Origin of the sequence: Massiliimicrobium timonense (assembly GCF_002160865.1) — a bacterium.
In the GTDB taxonomy this organism is placed as follows: Bacteria; Bacillota_I; Bacilli_A; order Erysipelotrichales; family Coprobacillaceae; genus Allocoprobacillus.
In genome coordinates this window covers 39,730-56,318 of record NZ_NFLJ01000017.1, presented here as the reverse complement: position 1 = coordinate 56,318, position 16,589 = coordinate 39,730, and the positions used below count along the sequence as shown (strand labels likewise).

The following is a 16,589-nucleotide window of genomic DNA, read 5'->3' as shown; positions in this document are numbered from 1 at the left end:
GATTTAAATGCGGATATTGATTTAAATCATATATTCCAGTTCCTTTATCATAGTTTTTTGAACTGTAACGTCCATGTAATGATATTTTACCATTACGATCCCAATAAATTGGATATGTAATTAAATCCACTTCATTATAATGTTTATCAAAGAAATCTACTAAATTTTTAATACTTTTCTTATCTAGATAATCATCTGAATCAAGAAGCATTATATATTTTCCACGTGCTCTTTGAATACCAATATTTCGTGTATCTGAAACTCCAGAATTATCTTTACAGATATAAGTAATATTTGCATATTTTTTAGAAAGATTTTCACAAATATTTCCACTTTGATCCTTTGAGCCATCATTTATTAATAATACTTCAATCTTAGAAACATCCATCTTTTGATTTTCAATTGATAGTACACATTCTTCTATATAATCTTGTGTATTATATACTGGTATAATAACTGTAACTAGATATTTAAAGTCACTCACTTTTAAATCCTCCTTATGTTATGAGATTACATATTTACATCTATAAATACTTTTTAAAAATGAACATATGTTCTTAAATTATGATATTTGATATATAATTCTATAAAAATAAAGACAAGATAAAAATCTTGTCTTAAATGTCCCATTTCATAACTGTTTTGAAATCATTATTTAAATCATCTTCAAAAGCTTTATGCATATCTTTTATGGATTGAACAACAACTTCTTCTGAGATAATTGTAGAAAGATATTCACAAACATCTGGATAAGTTTCCATTAATTCGACAGATTTCTTAAAATCATCATAATTGCTGCGACTATTACCTAAAAGTGTCAAACCTTTTTCTAAAACCATTCTTGTATTAATCCCTACCGGTGTTTCACTTACTCCCATAAGTGAAATGGTACCTTGAGGCTGAATATAATCAATGATTTGATTGATTGCAGCTTCACTTCCTCGTCCACCAACACACTCAAATGCATGATCAACTTTTAAGTCACTTGGAATATTATTAATCAAGTATGTATCATCTACAAATGAAAAATAAGCCATCTTATGTTCTTCAACACCAAATACAATAATTTTTGTGTCAGGATAAGTTTTCTTTAGAACTAATGCAGAAATAAATCCTAAATTTCCATTTCCCCATATACCAATAACATTTTTTCGTTCATTAGAAATTTTTTTAAAATTTTCCACCGCATTCATGACAACACTTGTTAATTCAAGCAAAACTGCTACTCTAGGTTCCATTTTAAAAGGTATAATCAAATCCCTACGCATACTTACAACATTTTGCATAAAACCATCAAAACCACTGGCTCTAAATTGACTAGAACGTAAATAATTTTCCTTAATGATATCATCTTTCTCCATAGGTGTATTGGGTATCATTACTACATTAGTCCCAACTTTATATTCACCCTTTGGATCATAAACAACTTCACCAACTGACTCATGAATCAATGCCATAGGTAATTTTTGCTTCATTATCACTCGTCCACGACTTCCAGTATAATATCTTTGATCTGCCGCACAAATAGAAAGATAAGTTGGTCTAACAATAATATTCTCATCATCCATTTTTAAATCAACAAAATCTGCACGAATTTGTTTAGGAGCTATTAATCTATACGCTTGATTAATCATTATTTGTCACCTTCCACTAAACCATTAGCGACTTTTAAATCATGCTGAGTTGTGATTTTCATATTGTAAACTTCACCTCTTACAAGATGAACTGGTGTACCCTTAATAACTAGTGCTTTACATGCATCAGTTAAGATGTTTTTTTCATCATCTGTTAATGATAAGAATAAATCTTTTAATAATTTGATATTAAATGATTGTGGTGTCTGTCCCTGATACATCTCACTTCTAATTGGAATATCAGTTATCACTTTTCCATCAACAGAGTGAACAATCGTATCAAAAGCTTCAACAACTGTATCTACAGCACCATATTCCAAAGCACCATCAATATTATCATCAATAATTCTCTGTGTTAAAAATGGTCTAACAGCATCATGTGTAATAATGATATCATCATCATTTAATCCTATGTTTTCTTCTATATATCGAATACCATTCATAATAGTATCATTACGCGTAGATCCACCTGCAACAACAATAACTTTATCAGATTTGACTTCATACTTTTTTAGTGTATCTTTTGTATAAGACATCCATTGTTCAGGACAACAAATAAGAATTTTTTCAATTCTTTTATTTAAAATAAACTGCTCAACTGTATGGATAAATATAGGCTTATGTCCTAATTTTAAAAACTGTTTAGGTAATTCTGTATTACCCATTCTTGTTCCTTTTCCACCAGCTAAAATTTCTGCATAAATCATATTTTTTTCCTCCATTTAGTACAACACATTTCATATTTTAACCTTTAAACTATTTAAAGTCAATCACTATTAAAAATATATTAAATTAAGGTTAAGCACATATTAATTTATATTCATTTTATACGTATATGCCTTTTAATGTATTTAATCCAAGTAGAAGGTTTTAATCGATTAATTGATTTTTTTAATTGCTTGTTTTCTGTTCGTAATTCTTTAATGATTAACCCACGTTCATATTTTTCATCAAATGTTTGCTGTAATCTTTGTTGTTTAAATATAAGTTCACTTTTCACATAACCAGGTGTACTTACTAAAATTCTAAAATCATTTTTTTCAGTAAAATCCAATCCAAGATATGAACTTTTCTCTGCATCATCTAAACGTGCAAATATATCTCTTGCATTTGTTAGTATGCGTAATAACCAATCAAATATTATTTGATTTTCACTTTTATATATCCAATCTAAATCTTGAATAAATTGATAAACATCTTTAAAAGCAATATAATACCCATAAACATTTTGAAAATTTTCTTTTTTTGTCATTATAGAATTTTCACGATATCTTCGATGAAAATAATCCTTATGTATATAACCGACTTTTTTAGCAGTTATTAAATTAATTGTTGTAAAGGCATTATCTTCATGTAGAACTCCTTCATGGAAAAGAACATGTTGATTTAATATATGTTGTCGTTTATTGAATTGTAGACAAGCAGAAACCCTATATTCATCATTTTCATTCATCTTTCTAAAAAGTTCTATACCCATACATACTTTTGGATATGAGAACTTTCTATGATATTGGTCAAGAATTTTTTCGTTTAGTTTAAAATCATCAGCAAAGCAAGATGCATCAAAGTACACAGAATCCAAATTTTCTTTCATTGAAAAATCATATAATTCTTTTAAAGCATTATAGTCAAGAATATCATCACTGTCCATGAAATAAACATATTCACCTTTTGCTTCCTTAAATCCGTGATTTCTAGATGCAGATAACCCCATATTTCTTTGTACAAGCATCGTTATTCTATCATCATAAGTTGCATATGACTCAACAATTTTTTGACAATGATCTGGTGAACCATCAATAACACAAATAATCTCAATGTTCTTCAATGATTGATTAACAATACTTTCCAGACATGCAGGTAAATATTTTTCTACATCATATATAGGAATAATAACTGATACAAAGGGTTGTTGATGTAAATCTGCTTTAATAGTAACTTCATATTCATCACAAATCTGTTTATTCTTCTCCATAATTTGATACTCTTTATATATACAATTATATCCCCTAACACTATTATAATCACGTTTATTTAAGTAAAAGTCTTCTGGATAATTTAAGAGATTCATATCTGAAAACTTGTTGTCTTGTAATGCATAGATAATTTCTTTTTTGACCTTCTCATCATGAATTGAATTCATACAATATACTGTAGATGATAATGCTACCTTTACAAAAGAACGTTCTACTTCATGATAAATTCCTCTTTTGTTCAATTCATCATAAATAGCTCTATAGGCATCAATAAAACATAACGGATTTTTTTCTTTATGGCTTTGTGTATTTTGAAGTAACCCTATACGATAATTAACAAGTTTAGTATCAATCCATGTAATTCTATCAGCAATAGCCATTGCACTTATTGTAAAATAAGCATCATTTGTATTTGCTAAATTTTGAAAAAGCAATTTTTCTTCTAAGATAAATTTTTTTAAAAAACATTTTGTCCAGGGAGCCGGATTAGATAGAGTCAATATATCATCTGGAAAATCATGTCTATTAAATATTTCTTTATCTTTTAGTATTTCATTACGTAAATAATAAGTAACTTCATCATACTCCTTTGTTAATTGATGATATTTTCTGGCATCAAACAAAATAATTTGTGCTTGTGTCTTTTTCCCTTGCTCATATATTTTCTCTAACATATCTTTCTCAAAAAAGTCATCAGCGTCTAAAAATAATAAGTATTCTCCTTTCGCACAAGATATTCCTTTATTTCTAGCAGTTCCAGCGAACTGATGTTGCTGATTTAAAACCGTGATTCGTGTATCAAGAAGTTGATATTTTTTTAAAATATCTAATGAATTGTCACTTGAACCATCATCAATACAAATGATTTCAAATTCTGTAAAAGTTTGTCTTAATAAACTATCTAAACATTCTTTCAAATAATCTTCAACATTATAGACTGGAATAATAATTGATATTTTTACATCCATTTGCATACTCCTTTCCTACTATCTAAAATAAATATTCTATATGAACTTATCATTAAACAAATGTTAATACAATATTAAAAAAACCTCAGTACGTCAGTACTAAGGTTTATAAATGAAAAATACGATCAAAAAGACTAGGTTTATAATCTTTTAATAATCTTTTATTAAATTTATCATCACGTTCTTTTTTCTTATCTTCATTTGACAATGCATTGTAGTAATCGACATATTCAGCATAATGGTCACAAACCTCATCAATATCACCATACTCTCTTAACATTCCACCCTCAATCCACATTGCTTTATTACAAAATGAGCGAACTTGTGGCAATGTATGTGATATAAAGATAATAGTCTTTCCCTCGTCTTTTAAATCATTCATACGATTAATACATTTTTGGGCAAATCCTTTATCCCCTACAGATAAAGCTTCATCAACAATTAAAATATCCGGATCCAAACATAAATTAATAGAAAAACCTAATCTAGACTTCATACCACTAGAATATTTTTTTACAGGCTGATATAAGAAATCACCAATTTCTGCAAATGCTATGACTCCATCTTTAATCTCTTGAATCCTTTTCTTAGAAAGTCCTAATAAAGCTCCTTTTAATTCTATATTTTCCATACCAGTTAATTGCATATTTAAGCCTGTATTAATAGCAATTAATGATTGTTCACCATTGACAATCATTTCTCCTTCATCAATTTCACTAATACCTGCCAGAATAATTGACATTGTTGATTTACCAGAACCATTAGTTCCCAAAACGCCTACAACTTCCCCTTTCGGTATTTTAAAATTAATATCTTTCAAAGCATAAAATCTCTGGTCTTCTTTATGTTTTTTATCTTTAGATTTTAAAGTGTATATTTTAGATACATGATTAAATTCTATTGCATATTCTTGATTCATCTTAACACCTCTACATCAAATCAATAAACTTATGTTTAAACTTATACATCATATAACTTCCTACAATAAGAAGCAAGATTGTAATACCCCAGAAAATTAATCCTTGATATCCAAACGATAACAATCCTTGATGAAAGAAAAAGCAATCTCGATATCCCTGTACAATATAATCAATAGGATTAAACTTCATTAACACCGACAGAATTCTATGTCCATCTAGTTTATGAGGACTCCATAAAACTGGTGTTAAATAGAGTAATAAACGCATACAAGCTAAAATCAATTTTCGTGTATCTCTAGCTAACATATTTAAAACTGATGTTGTCATTGATAAAGAAATAGAAAAAATAACTGCACAGAATAAATAATATAATAATCCAAACCAGTGAATATTTGGATAAAATCCAAATATCAAAAATAAAACAACTAAGATAATCATCAAACAAAGATGATTAAACAATTCTTTCATTACAACTGTTGCAGGTAAAATACTCACAGGAAATTTCATTTTTGTAATAACATCTCTTTTAGCATACACAGCATTACATCCATTTGTAATACATGGAGAGATAAAAAACCAGACAACAATACCACCAAGTAACCAACATAAATATGGAATACCATCTTCATCTGAACGTCCTGGTAAAATAACTCCGAATACTAACCAATAAGTTAAAACTTGAATAGTTGGATTAGCAAAGTTCCAGAATAATCCCAATTTAGAATCCCTCATATCTGCTAATATTTCATATTTAGCAATTGAATATATTCTAAATAAGTTTGTAAAATTTTCTTTTAAGACATATCTCAAACTCTTGAACATATGTATCCTCCTTAAGACTCTCATAACCTCTATAGTTATACATTAAAAAGGGAGAAATTGCAACATTAATTACATTTCATCCCCTTTTCATCCTATTTTTTAACTTTACTTGCTCATCCAAGATTCATCATGAGGATCTTTTTTCCATGCTTTCAATTTTTCTAAATCAGCAGCTTCAATATACTCATGTTCAACTGCAACTTGAATTAAAGTATCATAGTTTGTAAGTGTATAAAAACTACAATCCTTAGCAGCAAAGTTTTTCGCTGAATCTTCTAATCCATATGTAAAGATAGCAACCATTCCTAAAACTTCGCAGCCTGCTTCTCTTAAAGCATCTACACATTCTAATGATGAGCCACCTGTTGAAATCAAATCTTCAACAACTACAACTTTCATTCCTGGTTTCACTAATCCTTCAATACGATTATTTCTTCCATGTGATTTGGCTCCACCACGAACATATCCCATTGGTAAATCTAAAATGTCAGCCGCTAAAGCCGCATGTGCAATTCCGGCAGTCGCTGTTCCCATTAAACATTCACATTCTGGATAGTTTTCTTTAATAAGTTTTGCTAATCCTTGTTCAATATCTTTTCTGACTTCAGGATAAGATAATGTCAAACGATTATCACAATAAATAGGTGATTTAATACCTGATGCCCAAGTAAAAGGCTCATTTGGTCTTAAAAAGACTGCTTGAATACTTAATAAATCTTTTGCTATAGTTTTTTCCATAATTCTCTACTCTCCTTGAAATTGTTTATAAACTTCTTTATATGTTGCTACTGGATCAGCAGCGTTTGTAATTGTTCTTCCTACAACGATATAACTTGATGTTAATTCTCTTGCCATAGCTGGTGTTGTGACACGTTTTTGATCATTCACACTATCACTTGCAAGACGGATACCCGGTGTCACTGTTAAAAAGTCCATTCCTAAATTTTCATGAATAATCTTTGATTCTAAAGGTGAACAGACAACACCATCTAATCCAGCTTCTTTCGCATTTTGTGCCCATTTTAAAACAACATTTTCTAATGGTTCATGAATTAATAATTCATCATCTAAAACTTTTTGATCTAATGATGTTAAACATGTTACAGCAATACATAAAGGACGTTTTCCTCCATTAGCTCCTTCATTTAAACCTTCAATAGCGGCTTTCATCATTGCAATACTTCCTGAAGCATGAACATTAACCATATCAACATCTAATTTAGCTAATTGCTTCATGGCACTTTTTACAGTATTAGGAATATCATGTAATTTTAAATCAAGAAAAATTTTATGTCCTTTTTCTTTGATCATTTTAATCATTTCAATTCCTTCGCCATAAAATAATTCCATTCCAATTTTGACATACAGTTTTTCATCTTCAAACTTATCTAAGAAATCTTTAACATCTTGCTTTGTTTGAAAATCTAATGCAATACAAATTCTACTATCGTTCATAATTCTCCTCCAAGACATATTTTTATATATTATAGCACAATATATAGATGTTAAAATAGACTTTTTTACATTTCATGAAGTTTAATTGATCATTTCAATATAATCATAATAATCTTGATCCCACATCTTCTGACTTTCTTGACTTATTGTTTGATTCTCTATTAAGTTATGTTCCTTTAAATACTCTCCTATATAAGCTGTTACTTTTTGTGCCCCATAATCATTAAGATGCATTCCTTCATCCCTTGTGTCTTTTTTCCAATTAATTAACTGATTATTTAAATTCAAATCCAAAAATGGAACACCCACTTCTTTTGATAAATCCATGATTGTATTATGTTTCTCCATCGTCCATGATCTCGCTGATGGAATCGTTATTAATAATAAAGGAATTTGCTTTTCTTTTAATAAACTCACAATTTTATAAAATATTTCTTGTCTATGTGGTTTTATATTAGCTCTTTTGATTGTTTTGATCATAAAATTTTTATTTTGCTTTCTTGCTTTTACTTTTGTTTTATATAAATAACCCTTTGTAGCCATCCTTGAAAGATAGTTATAATCATAATTATCATAGTTTTTAAATGATTGAGCTGAATATTTCTTCCAATTTGTATAATTTCTAGCTATAGGAAATAGATTCATCGGTGCATATTTTTGAGCTTTTTCATCATTAAAATCCTTTCCTGTAAACATTTCATCCATCTCCCATATAATTAATTGGGGGTGTTGAAACTCTAAAACATTTTTTAAAATATAATAAGCACGATTAGGATCTTGACTTGGTTCAGCAGCCACAAAAGACGTTATTTTATACTCATGCCACAATTGTAATGGATTAAAACCACTATATAAATTACTATTTCCAATAGCAATAACTGATAATTCATCATCAATCTTTCTTTTCGACTGTTCATTGACTTGATTTTGAATTCTTTGTAATTGTTTTTCTTCTTTTTTTTCTTGATAAAATCGATAACATCCGTAAATCGTAGATATCATTACCATAAATATTAAAAATATCTTTAAAAATTTTTTCAATACTTTTTCACCATTCCTTTCACTATCAGTATATTATACAATCAATGTGTAAAACCTATGAAAAAAATCATTTTATGTATAAATATATAAGTTTTTTTGCAATTATTGGAATTAATGTTATAATAAACAAAGAATTACTGGAAAGTGAGGTTTACCCATGTCACGTTCAATCGTTAAACAGGCATCTATACTTGCAATTGCAGGTATTTTCGTACGAATCATTGGAGCTTTATATAAAAGCCCCTTAACAGCATTAATTAGTGCAGAAGGTATTGGTTATTATTCAATGGCATATAATATTTATGCTTTAATATTACTCTTATCTTCTTATAGTATTCCAACAGCTATTTCAAAGTTAATTGCTGAAAAACTAGCTATTCATCAATATAATAATGTACAAAAGATTTTAAAATGTTCATTTATCTATATTTGTATTATTGGTGGTAGTGCTTCGATCATTGCCTATCTTTTAGCCCCTTTACTTGTTACAGGGTATTCTGTATTACCACTGAGAATCCTTTGTCCAACTATTTTCCTATCTGGTCTATTGGGTGTCTTTAGAGGTTATTTTCAGGCTCATCAGACAACTTTTTATACATCTGTTTCACAAATTATTGAACAGATTTTTAATGCAATTGTCGCCATTGGATGTGCTTATTTATTCATTAAGCCATTGATGGAAACAGGTGGCAGTGAAATGGCTGCTGCAGGTGCCGCTGGGGGAGCAGTTGGACCTGGTATCGGTGTTCTGGTGGGTTTAATTTTTATGATGATTATGTATTTAAAGAATCGTAATCATTTAATTATTAAAGATACTCCTGATGATTATGAAGATTCTTATAAAGATATTTTCAAAATGATTATTCATATAGTCACACCTATTATCTTTGCAACATGTGTTTATAATCTTATTACTGTTATTGACCAATATATTTATTCTTTTATTATTGGAACTGATCCAACTTCAGCCTCTATGTGGGGTGTTTATTCTGGTCAATATATTGTTTTACAAAATGTTCCTGTGGCTTTAGCTTCTGCTATGTCAACAGCATCCATTCCTGCTATTTCTTCATCATGGTCATTAAAAAATGCCCGTGAAACAAGAGAACATATTCGTTCAGGCATTCGTGTGACAATGCTGTTACTTATTCCGGCTGCTGTGGGTATGAGTGTCTTGGCTTATCCTATTATTGGTATCCTCTTTCCTCAAGAAGAAACAGTTGCCACTTCTACATTAATGTTAGCTCTAGGAAGTCCAGGTATTGTTTTCTTTGGTTTATCAACTCTAACCAATGGAATTTTACAGGCTCTTGGAGAAGTCAACACGCCTTTAAAAAACGCTGCTACAGCTTTGATCTACCATTTAGTCATCACAATCCTTTTATTGATGTTTACACCTTTAGGACTCTATGCTTTGATGATAGCCAATTGTTTATATGGTTTACAAGTATGTTATTTAAATCAAAGAATGTTACGTAAAATCACACGTTATAGACAAGAAATAAAAAAGACATATTTATTACCTATTATTTCTTCTATCTTCATGGGTATCATTGTAGCCATTGTTTACTATGGTTTATTTGCCCTAACAAGAAAAGTTCTTATTCCATTAGTACTTGCCGTGATCATAGGAGTTATTGTTTACTTTGTTATTATCTTCTATTTCTATTCAGACCATCCTCAAGAACTTTCTTCTATTCCTTATGCCAATAAAATTATTTACAAGTTTAAAAAACATTAAATGAAAAACTATTGGAAAATCAATCACCAATAGTTTTTAAAACCATAGTAATCATTCTATCTATATGCTTTTTTAATGAGAATGTTTAAAATCTATCGAGGTGAAGCAGTATGATCAATAAAACAAAACCAAACATTTTACAAAATATTGATAGTGAAGTTGCAATACTGATTGCAAAAAAACAGTCACTGATATGGATGCACTAAGAATCTTTTTAAATTCCCAAACACACAATGTTATTGAATGATGATATGAAATGATGGTATTTGAGTAGTCTTGCTATCTTTGACATGTGGGAATATGAAGAAGCAACTGGTAATCCAAAAATTCACTGTATCTAAGAAGTGATGAAATTGAATAAAGAATTGAGATTTTTTGCTTACTTACTTGAAAGTTATGCAAACTATAAAAGAACAAGTGCAGGAAAAGTTTTAAAACAACTGGATGAAAAAAATTTAACTGATTTTGTTTATAATATGTATGAATGATATCATATAGAAGCTATTGAAAATGCTTATAAAGATATTGATAACCTTATTGAAACAGGACAACCAGCATGGTAATCAATACTAAAATGAATCATAGTCATCATCTATTTTATACAATACATCAATAGAAATATCACTCTTGACACAGAGCCTTAATAACTTTTATAAAACCATAAAAAAAACAGAAAGATGTCAAAATCTTTCTGCTTTTTTTATTATTCACCTACAGCACACATAATTTCTCCTGTCACTGCAATTTCATCTTCTACTTTTGCTTGAATAGATGCAAAGTAAATACCACCTTTTTCTTTTGTCAAAGTGACAGTCATTGTTAAAACATCACCAGGAATAACCTGTTTTCTAAAACGTGCTTTATTAATTCCAGCAAAGAAAGCAATCTTTCCTTTATTTTCTTCTTTAGAAAGTAATAAGACACATCCTGTTTGTGCTAATGCTTCAATAATAAGAACACCTGGCATCACATGTTTTTCAGGGAAATGCCCTAAAAATTGCATTTCATTTGCAGTCACACATTTTTTCCCAACAATTGTTTTTCCATCTTCACTAATACTTTCAATACAATCAACAAGTAAAAATGGATAACGATGGGGAATAATTTTTTGAATATCATTAGAATTATATAACATGACTAATCCTCCCATTTTTTAAAGATTAATGATGCATTATGTCCACCAAAACCTAAAGAGTTATTCATAACATAATGAATATCTTGTTTTCTACCAACATTTGCAACAATATCCAAATCACATTCTTCATCTTTATTTTGATAATGAATTGTAGCTGGAATATATCCATCTTGTAATGCTTTGACACAGATAACAGATTCTAATGCACCACTCGCTCCTAATAAATGTCCTGTATAAGATTTTGTAGATGACATAGCCAAATGATATGCATCGTCACCAAAAGCATATTTCACAGCCATTGTTTCTGTCTTATCATTTAATGGTGTAGATGTCCCATGAGCATTGATATAATCAATATCAGATGGTTGTAAAGCAGCATCTTCTAAAGCCTGTTTCATCGCTTCTCCACCACCGCTTCCATCAGATAATGGTGCTGTAATATGATAAGCATCGCAAGTTGCTCCATAACCAACAATTTCACCATAGATTGTCGCATTTCTATCTAAGGCATGTTGTAATTCTTCTAACACTAAAACAGCTGCTCCTTCACCCATGACAAAGCCACTACGATCTTTATCGAAAGGAATAGAAGCACGATTTTTATCCTCACCAGTATGCAAAGCTTTCATAGAAGCAAATCCTGCAACTGATAATGGTGTAATAGAAGCTTCACTTCCTCCAGCAATCATAACATCTTCATATCCATCTCTGATTTTATGGAAGGCTTCACCAATTGCATTTGTTCCAGCTGCACATGCGGTTACAACAGAAGATACATAACCTTTTGCACCTAAATCAATCGCAACACTTCCTGCTGCTAAATTAATTAAAGTCATAGGAATAAAATATGGTGAAACTTTTGATGGTCCTCTATTTAATAAACTTTGTTCCGCTTTTTCAATAGATTCAACACCACCAATACCACTACCAATAATGACACCAAAACGATTTTTATTCATTGTTTCTAAATCCAACTTTGCATTTTCAATAGCCTGTTTAGAAACAACTCTGGCAAATTGCGTAAAACGATCATTAAATTTTAAATCTCTTTTTGTAAAATATTGTTCTAAATCAAGATTTTTTACTTCACCAGCTAATTTCACTTTATAATCTGTTGTATCAAAATGAGTAATTTCATCTATTCCACAGACTTGATTTAAAATACCATCCCATGTTTCTTCAACTGTATTTCCAATTGGTGATACAGCACCCATACCTGTAACGACAACTCTTCTTTTCATCATTTGTCCTCCTTACATGACCATTCCGCCATCAACATTAATCACTTGACCAGTGATATATTTGGCACTATCACTTGCTAAAAAGTATGCAACATTCGCAACATCTTCTGGTTCACCCATTTTTTGTAATGGAATATTTTTCAAGATATTGTCTTTTGTATCATCACTTAAAACTTCTGTCATCTTTGTTGCAATGAATCCTGGTGCAATCGCATTAGCACGAATATGACGTGGCGCTAATTCTTTCGCTACTGATTTTGTTAAAGCAATCACTCCTGCTTTACTAGCTGCATAGTTAGCTTGCCCAACATTACCAATAATTCCAATCACACTTGCCATATTGATAATAACACCATTTCTTTGTTTCATCATAATACGAGAAACAGCTTTAATCGTATTGAATGTCCCTTTTAAATTGACATCAATGACATCCATAAATGATTGTGTGTTCATCTTTAATAATAACTGATCTTTTGTAATTCCTGAATTATTCACAAGAACATCAATAGAACCTAATTTTTCTAAAACTGTTTTCATCATTTGATCCATCGCATCATAATCAGTGACATCACCTTCATGAATCATAGCTTGAACACCATATTGACAACATTCTTTTTGGACTTCCAAAGCTTCTTCTTGATTTCCAATATAATTAATCGCAATATCATAACCTTCACTTGCAAATTTTAAAGCAATCGCTTTTCCAATCCCACGACTTGCTCCTGTAATTAACGCTACTTTACCCATTTTTTAACGCTCCTAACATTTGATTTAATCCTTCAATACTATCTACACTATAAACTGGAATTGTTTTATCTGTTTTCTTCACAAAAGCACTTAATGCTTTACCTGGTCCAATTTCTACAAAAGCTTCAACCCCTTGAGCAATCATATATTGAATTGATTGATAGAAATAAACACTTGATTTGATTTGTCGAGTTAAAATGTCAATCAAATCACCATCTTCTTCTTTTCCAGAAACATTATAAACAACTGGTATACGAGGTTGATGAATATCATATTTTTCTAATTCTGCTTTTAACTGGTGTGAAGCTTCTTCTAATAATGGAGAATGGAATGCTCCTGAAACTTTCAATGGAATGACACGTTTAGCTCCTGCTTCTTTTAATTTTTGTGATGCTGTTTCAACAGCTTCTTTCACTCCTGTAATAACAATCTGTCCTGGACAATTGTAATTGGCAATCGTTACTCCATCAATAGGAGCAATCACTTCTTGAATCTTTGTTGCATCCATTGCTAAAACAGCAGCCATAGATGTTGTTCCAGCTGGCAGGGCTTCACTCATGATTTGCCCACGATGTCTAACAATAGTAATCGCATCTTGTATATCAAAAGCTCCGGCATAAGCTAAAGCTGAATATTCTCCTAAAGATAATCCAGCGACATAGTCTGGATGAATACCATGTGCTTCAATCACTTTCGCAATAGCTAATGAGGTTGTTAAAATACAAGGCTGAGCATATGATGTTTCATTAAGAACATCTTCTGGTCCATCAAAACAAACTTTCTTGACATCAATATCAATATGTGCCTGATCATACACATCTTTCGCTTCTTGAAAAGCATCATAGAAAGCTTTTCCCATACCAACATATTGGCTTCCCTGACCAGCAAAAATCATACCAATTTTCATAGATTTTCCTCCATTTCTTCCATATATTCTTGAATCACTTCTTCAACATGTTTCATATCATGAATTCTGGCAGCTTGACTTCCTACAAAAATCAAACCATTTTGGACATTCCCTTTCACACTTTGAATCAACGCTTCACTAATACAATAAGGTGTATTTTCTGGTGTACAAGGAATCATACATTCAAGACATTTTTTCATACAGATATTTCCTGTCTGTCTTGTTTTCTTAACAAAATCATTCACAATCGCACGACCCGGCATACCCGCAGGACTTGTAACAAGCTCTATATCATCCTCTGTACATTGAATGACCATATCTTTAAATTCCTGAGCTGCATCACATTCATAAGTGGCAATAAATGGTGTTGCAATTTGTACACCAGCAGCCCCCTGTTTCACTAATTCAGCTATTTTTTTACCAGAATCAATTCCACCAGCGACGAAAACAGGAATTGTTTTTTTATATTTTTCTTCCCAGACTTTTAATTCTTTTTTGACATCACTTAAAATCTCAGTTAATGTCTGGCATGTATGTGCCAATAAATCTTCTTTTTTAAAACCAAGATGTCCACCTGCTTCACTACCTTCAATCACAACAAAATCAGGTGTATACTGATAACGTTTATCCCAAACTCTGGCAATCAATCTTGCCGCTTTACCACTTGATACAATCGGTGCTAATAATGTTTTTCCTTTTGCCCATTTTGGTAAATCTAGAGGTAATCCTGCTCCTGAAATAATCGCATCACAGCCACCATCCACAGAAGCTTTTACAAATTTTTCATAATCACGACTGGCAACCATGATATTCACACCAATTAAACCATTTCCTTTAGCAATCTCTTTGGCACGTTGAATATGATCTTTAATCGCTTGACAGTTAATAGCTACAGGATTCTTTCTAAATCCTTCATAGTTATATCCAGGATGTGCTGCACTAATCACACCCATAGCACCACATTTAGCCACATGACCAGCTAAAGATGATAACGAGATACCTACTCCCATACCACCTTGAATGATAGGAAGTTTCATTATACGATCTTGTATTTGAATCATTGAATATCCTCCATGACTTCCTGTAAATGGGCATACACATCTTTTGTTGAAGTCATCATTTCTTCTAAAATCTGTTTCATAGGTTTACGTTCTTTGACCATTCCGGCAATTTGTCCCATCATTACAGAACCTGTTTTCACGTCACCTTCTTGAACGGCTTTTCTCAAAGCACCCAATGTTAATTTTTCTAATTCTTCTCGACTTTCAAAATGTCCTTCTAATTTTAAATACTCTCTTGCCATTTGATTCTTTAAAATACGTACAGGCGTATTGACACTTCTTCCTGTCACAACAGTATCTGTATCTTTTGCTTTAATGACTGCATCCTTATAATTTTCATGAATTGGACATTCCTCAGCAACTAATAAACATGTTCCTACTTGAACTCCAATAGCACCTAAACTGAATGCTGCCATCATACCTCGACCATCACCAATACCACCAGCTGCAATAACTGGAATATTCACTGCATCTACAACTTGTGGAACTAAGGCCATTGTTGTCATTTCACCAACATGCCCACCTGATTCTCCACCTTCAACAATCAAAGCATCGGCTCCTGCTCTTTCCATGCGTTTGGCTAATCCAACACTTGGAACAACAGGGAATACTTTAATGCCAGCTTCTTTTAATTTAGCCATGTATGGTCCTGGATTTCCTGCACCAGTTGTCACAACATGTACACCTTCTTCAACAATAACATCAATAATTTCACTGGCATAAGGATTCATCAACATGACATTGACACCAAATGGCTGTGTCGTTAATTGTTTACATTTTTGAATTTCAATGCGTGTCTGATTGGCATCCATTGATCCTGTCGCAATGATACCTAATCCCCCACTATTAGAAACACATGCAGCAAAAGATGCTGTTGCAATGTTTGCCATTGCTCCTTGAATAATAGGATATTGAATATTTAATAATTGATTTAATAACAC

17 protein-coding genes are annotated in these 16,589 nt (G+C 31.0%); 2 read left to right on the top strand and 15 right to left on the bottom strand.

The genetic code is table 11. The annotated features are described in order from the left end of the window. The 9 genes from B5E75_RS07125 to B5E75_RS07085 all read right to left on the bottom strand — a co-directional run. A partial coding sequence (locus B5E75_RS07125) for a glycosyltransferase family 2 protein (RefSeq protein WP_143746943.1) occupies nucleotides 1–484 on the bottom strand: 484 nt, incomplete at its 3' end. A gap of 133 nt (nucleotides 485–617) precedes the next feature. Then, nucleotides 618–1,634, bottom strand: a complete 1,017-nt coding sequence (locus tag B5E75_RS07120; RefSeq protein WP_087305096.1) for a zinc-binding dehydrogenase — start codon at nucleotides 1,632–1,634, stop codon at nucleotides 618–620. Continuing rightward, on the bottom strand, nucleotides 1,634–2,341 hold the full coding sequence (locus B5E75_RS07115; RefSeq protein ID WP_087305097.1) for an IspD/TarI family cytidylyltransferase: 708 nt from the start codon (nucleotides 2,339–2,341) through the stop codon (nucleotides 1,634–1,636). Before B5E75_RS07115 ends, B5E75_RS07120 begins: the two co-directional genes overlap by 1 nt. Before the next feature lie 113 nt (nucleotides 2,342–2,454). Then, complete coding sequence (locus B5E75_RS07110; protein WP_162607649.1) at nucleotides 2,455–4,578, bottom strand: glycosyltransferase family 2 protein; 2,124 nt, start codon at nucleotides 4,576–4,578, stop codon at nucleotides 2,455–2,457. Nucleotides 4,579–4,684: 106 nt separating this feature from the next. Continuing rightward, nucleotides 4,685–5,497, bottom strand: coding sequence for an ABC transporter ATP-binding protein (locus B5E75_RS07105; protein WP_087304020.1), 813 nt, complete (start codon nucleotides 5,495–5,497; stop codon nucleotides 4,685–4,687). Nucleotides 5,498–5,507: 10 nt separating this feature from the next. Beyond that, nucleotides 5,508–6,320, bottom strand: coding sequence for an ABC transporter permease (locus B5E75_RS07100; RefSeq protein WP_087304021.1), 813 nt, complete (start codon nucleotides 6,318–6,320; stop codon nucleotides 5,508–5,510). A 105-nt stretch (nucleotides 6,321–6,425) separates the two neighbouring features. Beyond that, entirely contained in the window at nucleotides 6,426–7,058 is a 633-nt protein-coding gene (gene pyrE, locus B5E75_RS07095) for an orotate phosphoribosyltransferase (protein ID WP_087304079.1), read from the bottom strand. Between the two features lie 6 nt (nucleotides 7,059–7,064). Then, nucleotides 7,065–7,775, bottom strand: a complete 711-nt coding sequence (gene pyrF, locus B5E75_RS07090; protein WP_087358063.1) for an orotidine-5'-phosphate decarboxylase — start codon at nucleotides 7,773–7,775, stop codon at nucleotides 7,065–7,067. Nucleotides 7,776–7,856: 81 nt separating this feature from the next. Further along, complete coding sequence (locus tag B5E75_RS07085) at nucleotides 7,857–8,816, bottom strand: hypothetical protein (protein ID WP_087358062.1); 960 nt, start codon at nucleotides 8,814–8,816, stop codon at nucleotides 7,857–7,859. Nucleotides 8,817–8,973: 157 nt separating this feature from the next. Here B5E75_RS07085 and B5E75_RS07080 point away from each other — a divergent pair, with 157 nt between their 5' ends. Both B5E75_RS07080 and B5E75_RS14755 read left to right on the top strand, forming a co-directional pair. Then, a complete protein-coding gene (locus tag B5E75_RS07080; protein WP_087358061.1) occupies nucleotides 8,974–10,557 on the top strand; it encodes a putative polysaccharide biosynthesis protein in 1,584 nt (527 codons plus the stop codon). Between the two features lie 353 nt (nucleotides 10,558–10,910). Continuing rightward, nucleotides 10,911–11,045, top strand: coding sequence for a DUF3791 domain-containing protein (locus B5E75_RS14755; protein ID WP_206413968.1), 135 nt, complete (start codon nucleotides 10,911–10,913; stop codon nucleotides 11,043–11,045). Nucleotides 11,046–11,260: 215 nt separating this feature from the next. On the opposite strand, the gene fabZ is transcribed toward B5E75_RS14755, so the two are convergent. From fabZ to fabK, 6 genes are read right to left on the bottom strand one after another with little or no spacing between them, the layout of a single operon-like run. Beyond that, complete coding sequence (fabZ, locus tag B5E75_RS07070) at nucleotides 11,261–11,692, bottom strand: 3-hydroxyacyl-ACP dehydratase FabZ (protein WP_087304026.1); 432 nt, start codon at nucleotides 11,690–11,692, stop codon at nucleotides 11,261–11,263. 2 nt (nucleotides 11,693–11,694) lie between these two features. Then, nucleotides 11,695–12,936 carry a beta-ketoacyl-ACP synthase II gene (gene fabF, locus B5E75_RS07065; RefSeq protein WP_420866391.1) on the bottom strand — a complete coding sequence of 414 codons (1,242 nt, stop codon included), beginning with the start codon at nucleotides 12,934–12,936 and terminating at the stop codon, nucleotides 11,695–11,697. A gap of 9 nt (nucleotides 12,937–12,945) precedes the next feature. Next, nucleotides 12,946–13,680, bottom strand: a complete 735-nt coding sequence (gene fabG, locus B5E75_RS07060; protein WP_087358059.1) for a 3-oxoacyl-[acyl-carrier-protein] reductase — start codon at nucleotides 13,678–13,680, stop codon at nucleotides 12,946–12,948. Continuing rightward, nucleotides 13,673–14,587, bottom strand: coding sequence for an ACP S-malonyltransferase (fabD, locus tag B5E75_RS07055; protein WP_087358058.1), 915 nt, complete (start codon nucleotides 14,585–14,587; stop codon nucleotides 13,673–13,675). The genes fabG and fabD overlap by 8 nt, the downstream gene beginning before the upstream one ends. Continuing rightward, nucleotides 14,584–15,648 carry an NAD(P)H-dependent flavin oxidoreductase gene (locus tag B5E75_RS07050; protein WP_087358057.1) on the bottom strand — a complete coding sequence of 355 codons (1,065 nt, stop codon included), beginning with the start codon at nucleotides 15,646–15,648 and terminating at the stop codon, nucleotides 14,584–14,586. Before B5E75_RS07050 ends, fabD begins: the two co-directional genes overlap by 4 nt. Next, nucleotides 15,645–16,589, bottom strand: a complete 945-nt coding sequence (gene fabK, locus B5E75_RS07045; RefSeq protein ID WP_087358056.1) for an enoyl-[acyl-carrier-protein] reductase FabK — start codon at nucleotides 16,587–16,589, stop codon at nucleotides 15,645–15,647. The genes B5E75_RS07050 and fabK overlap by 4 nt, the downstream gene beginning before the upstream one ends.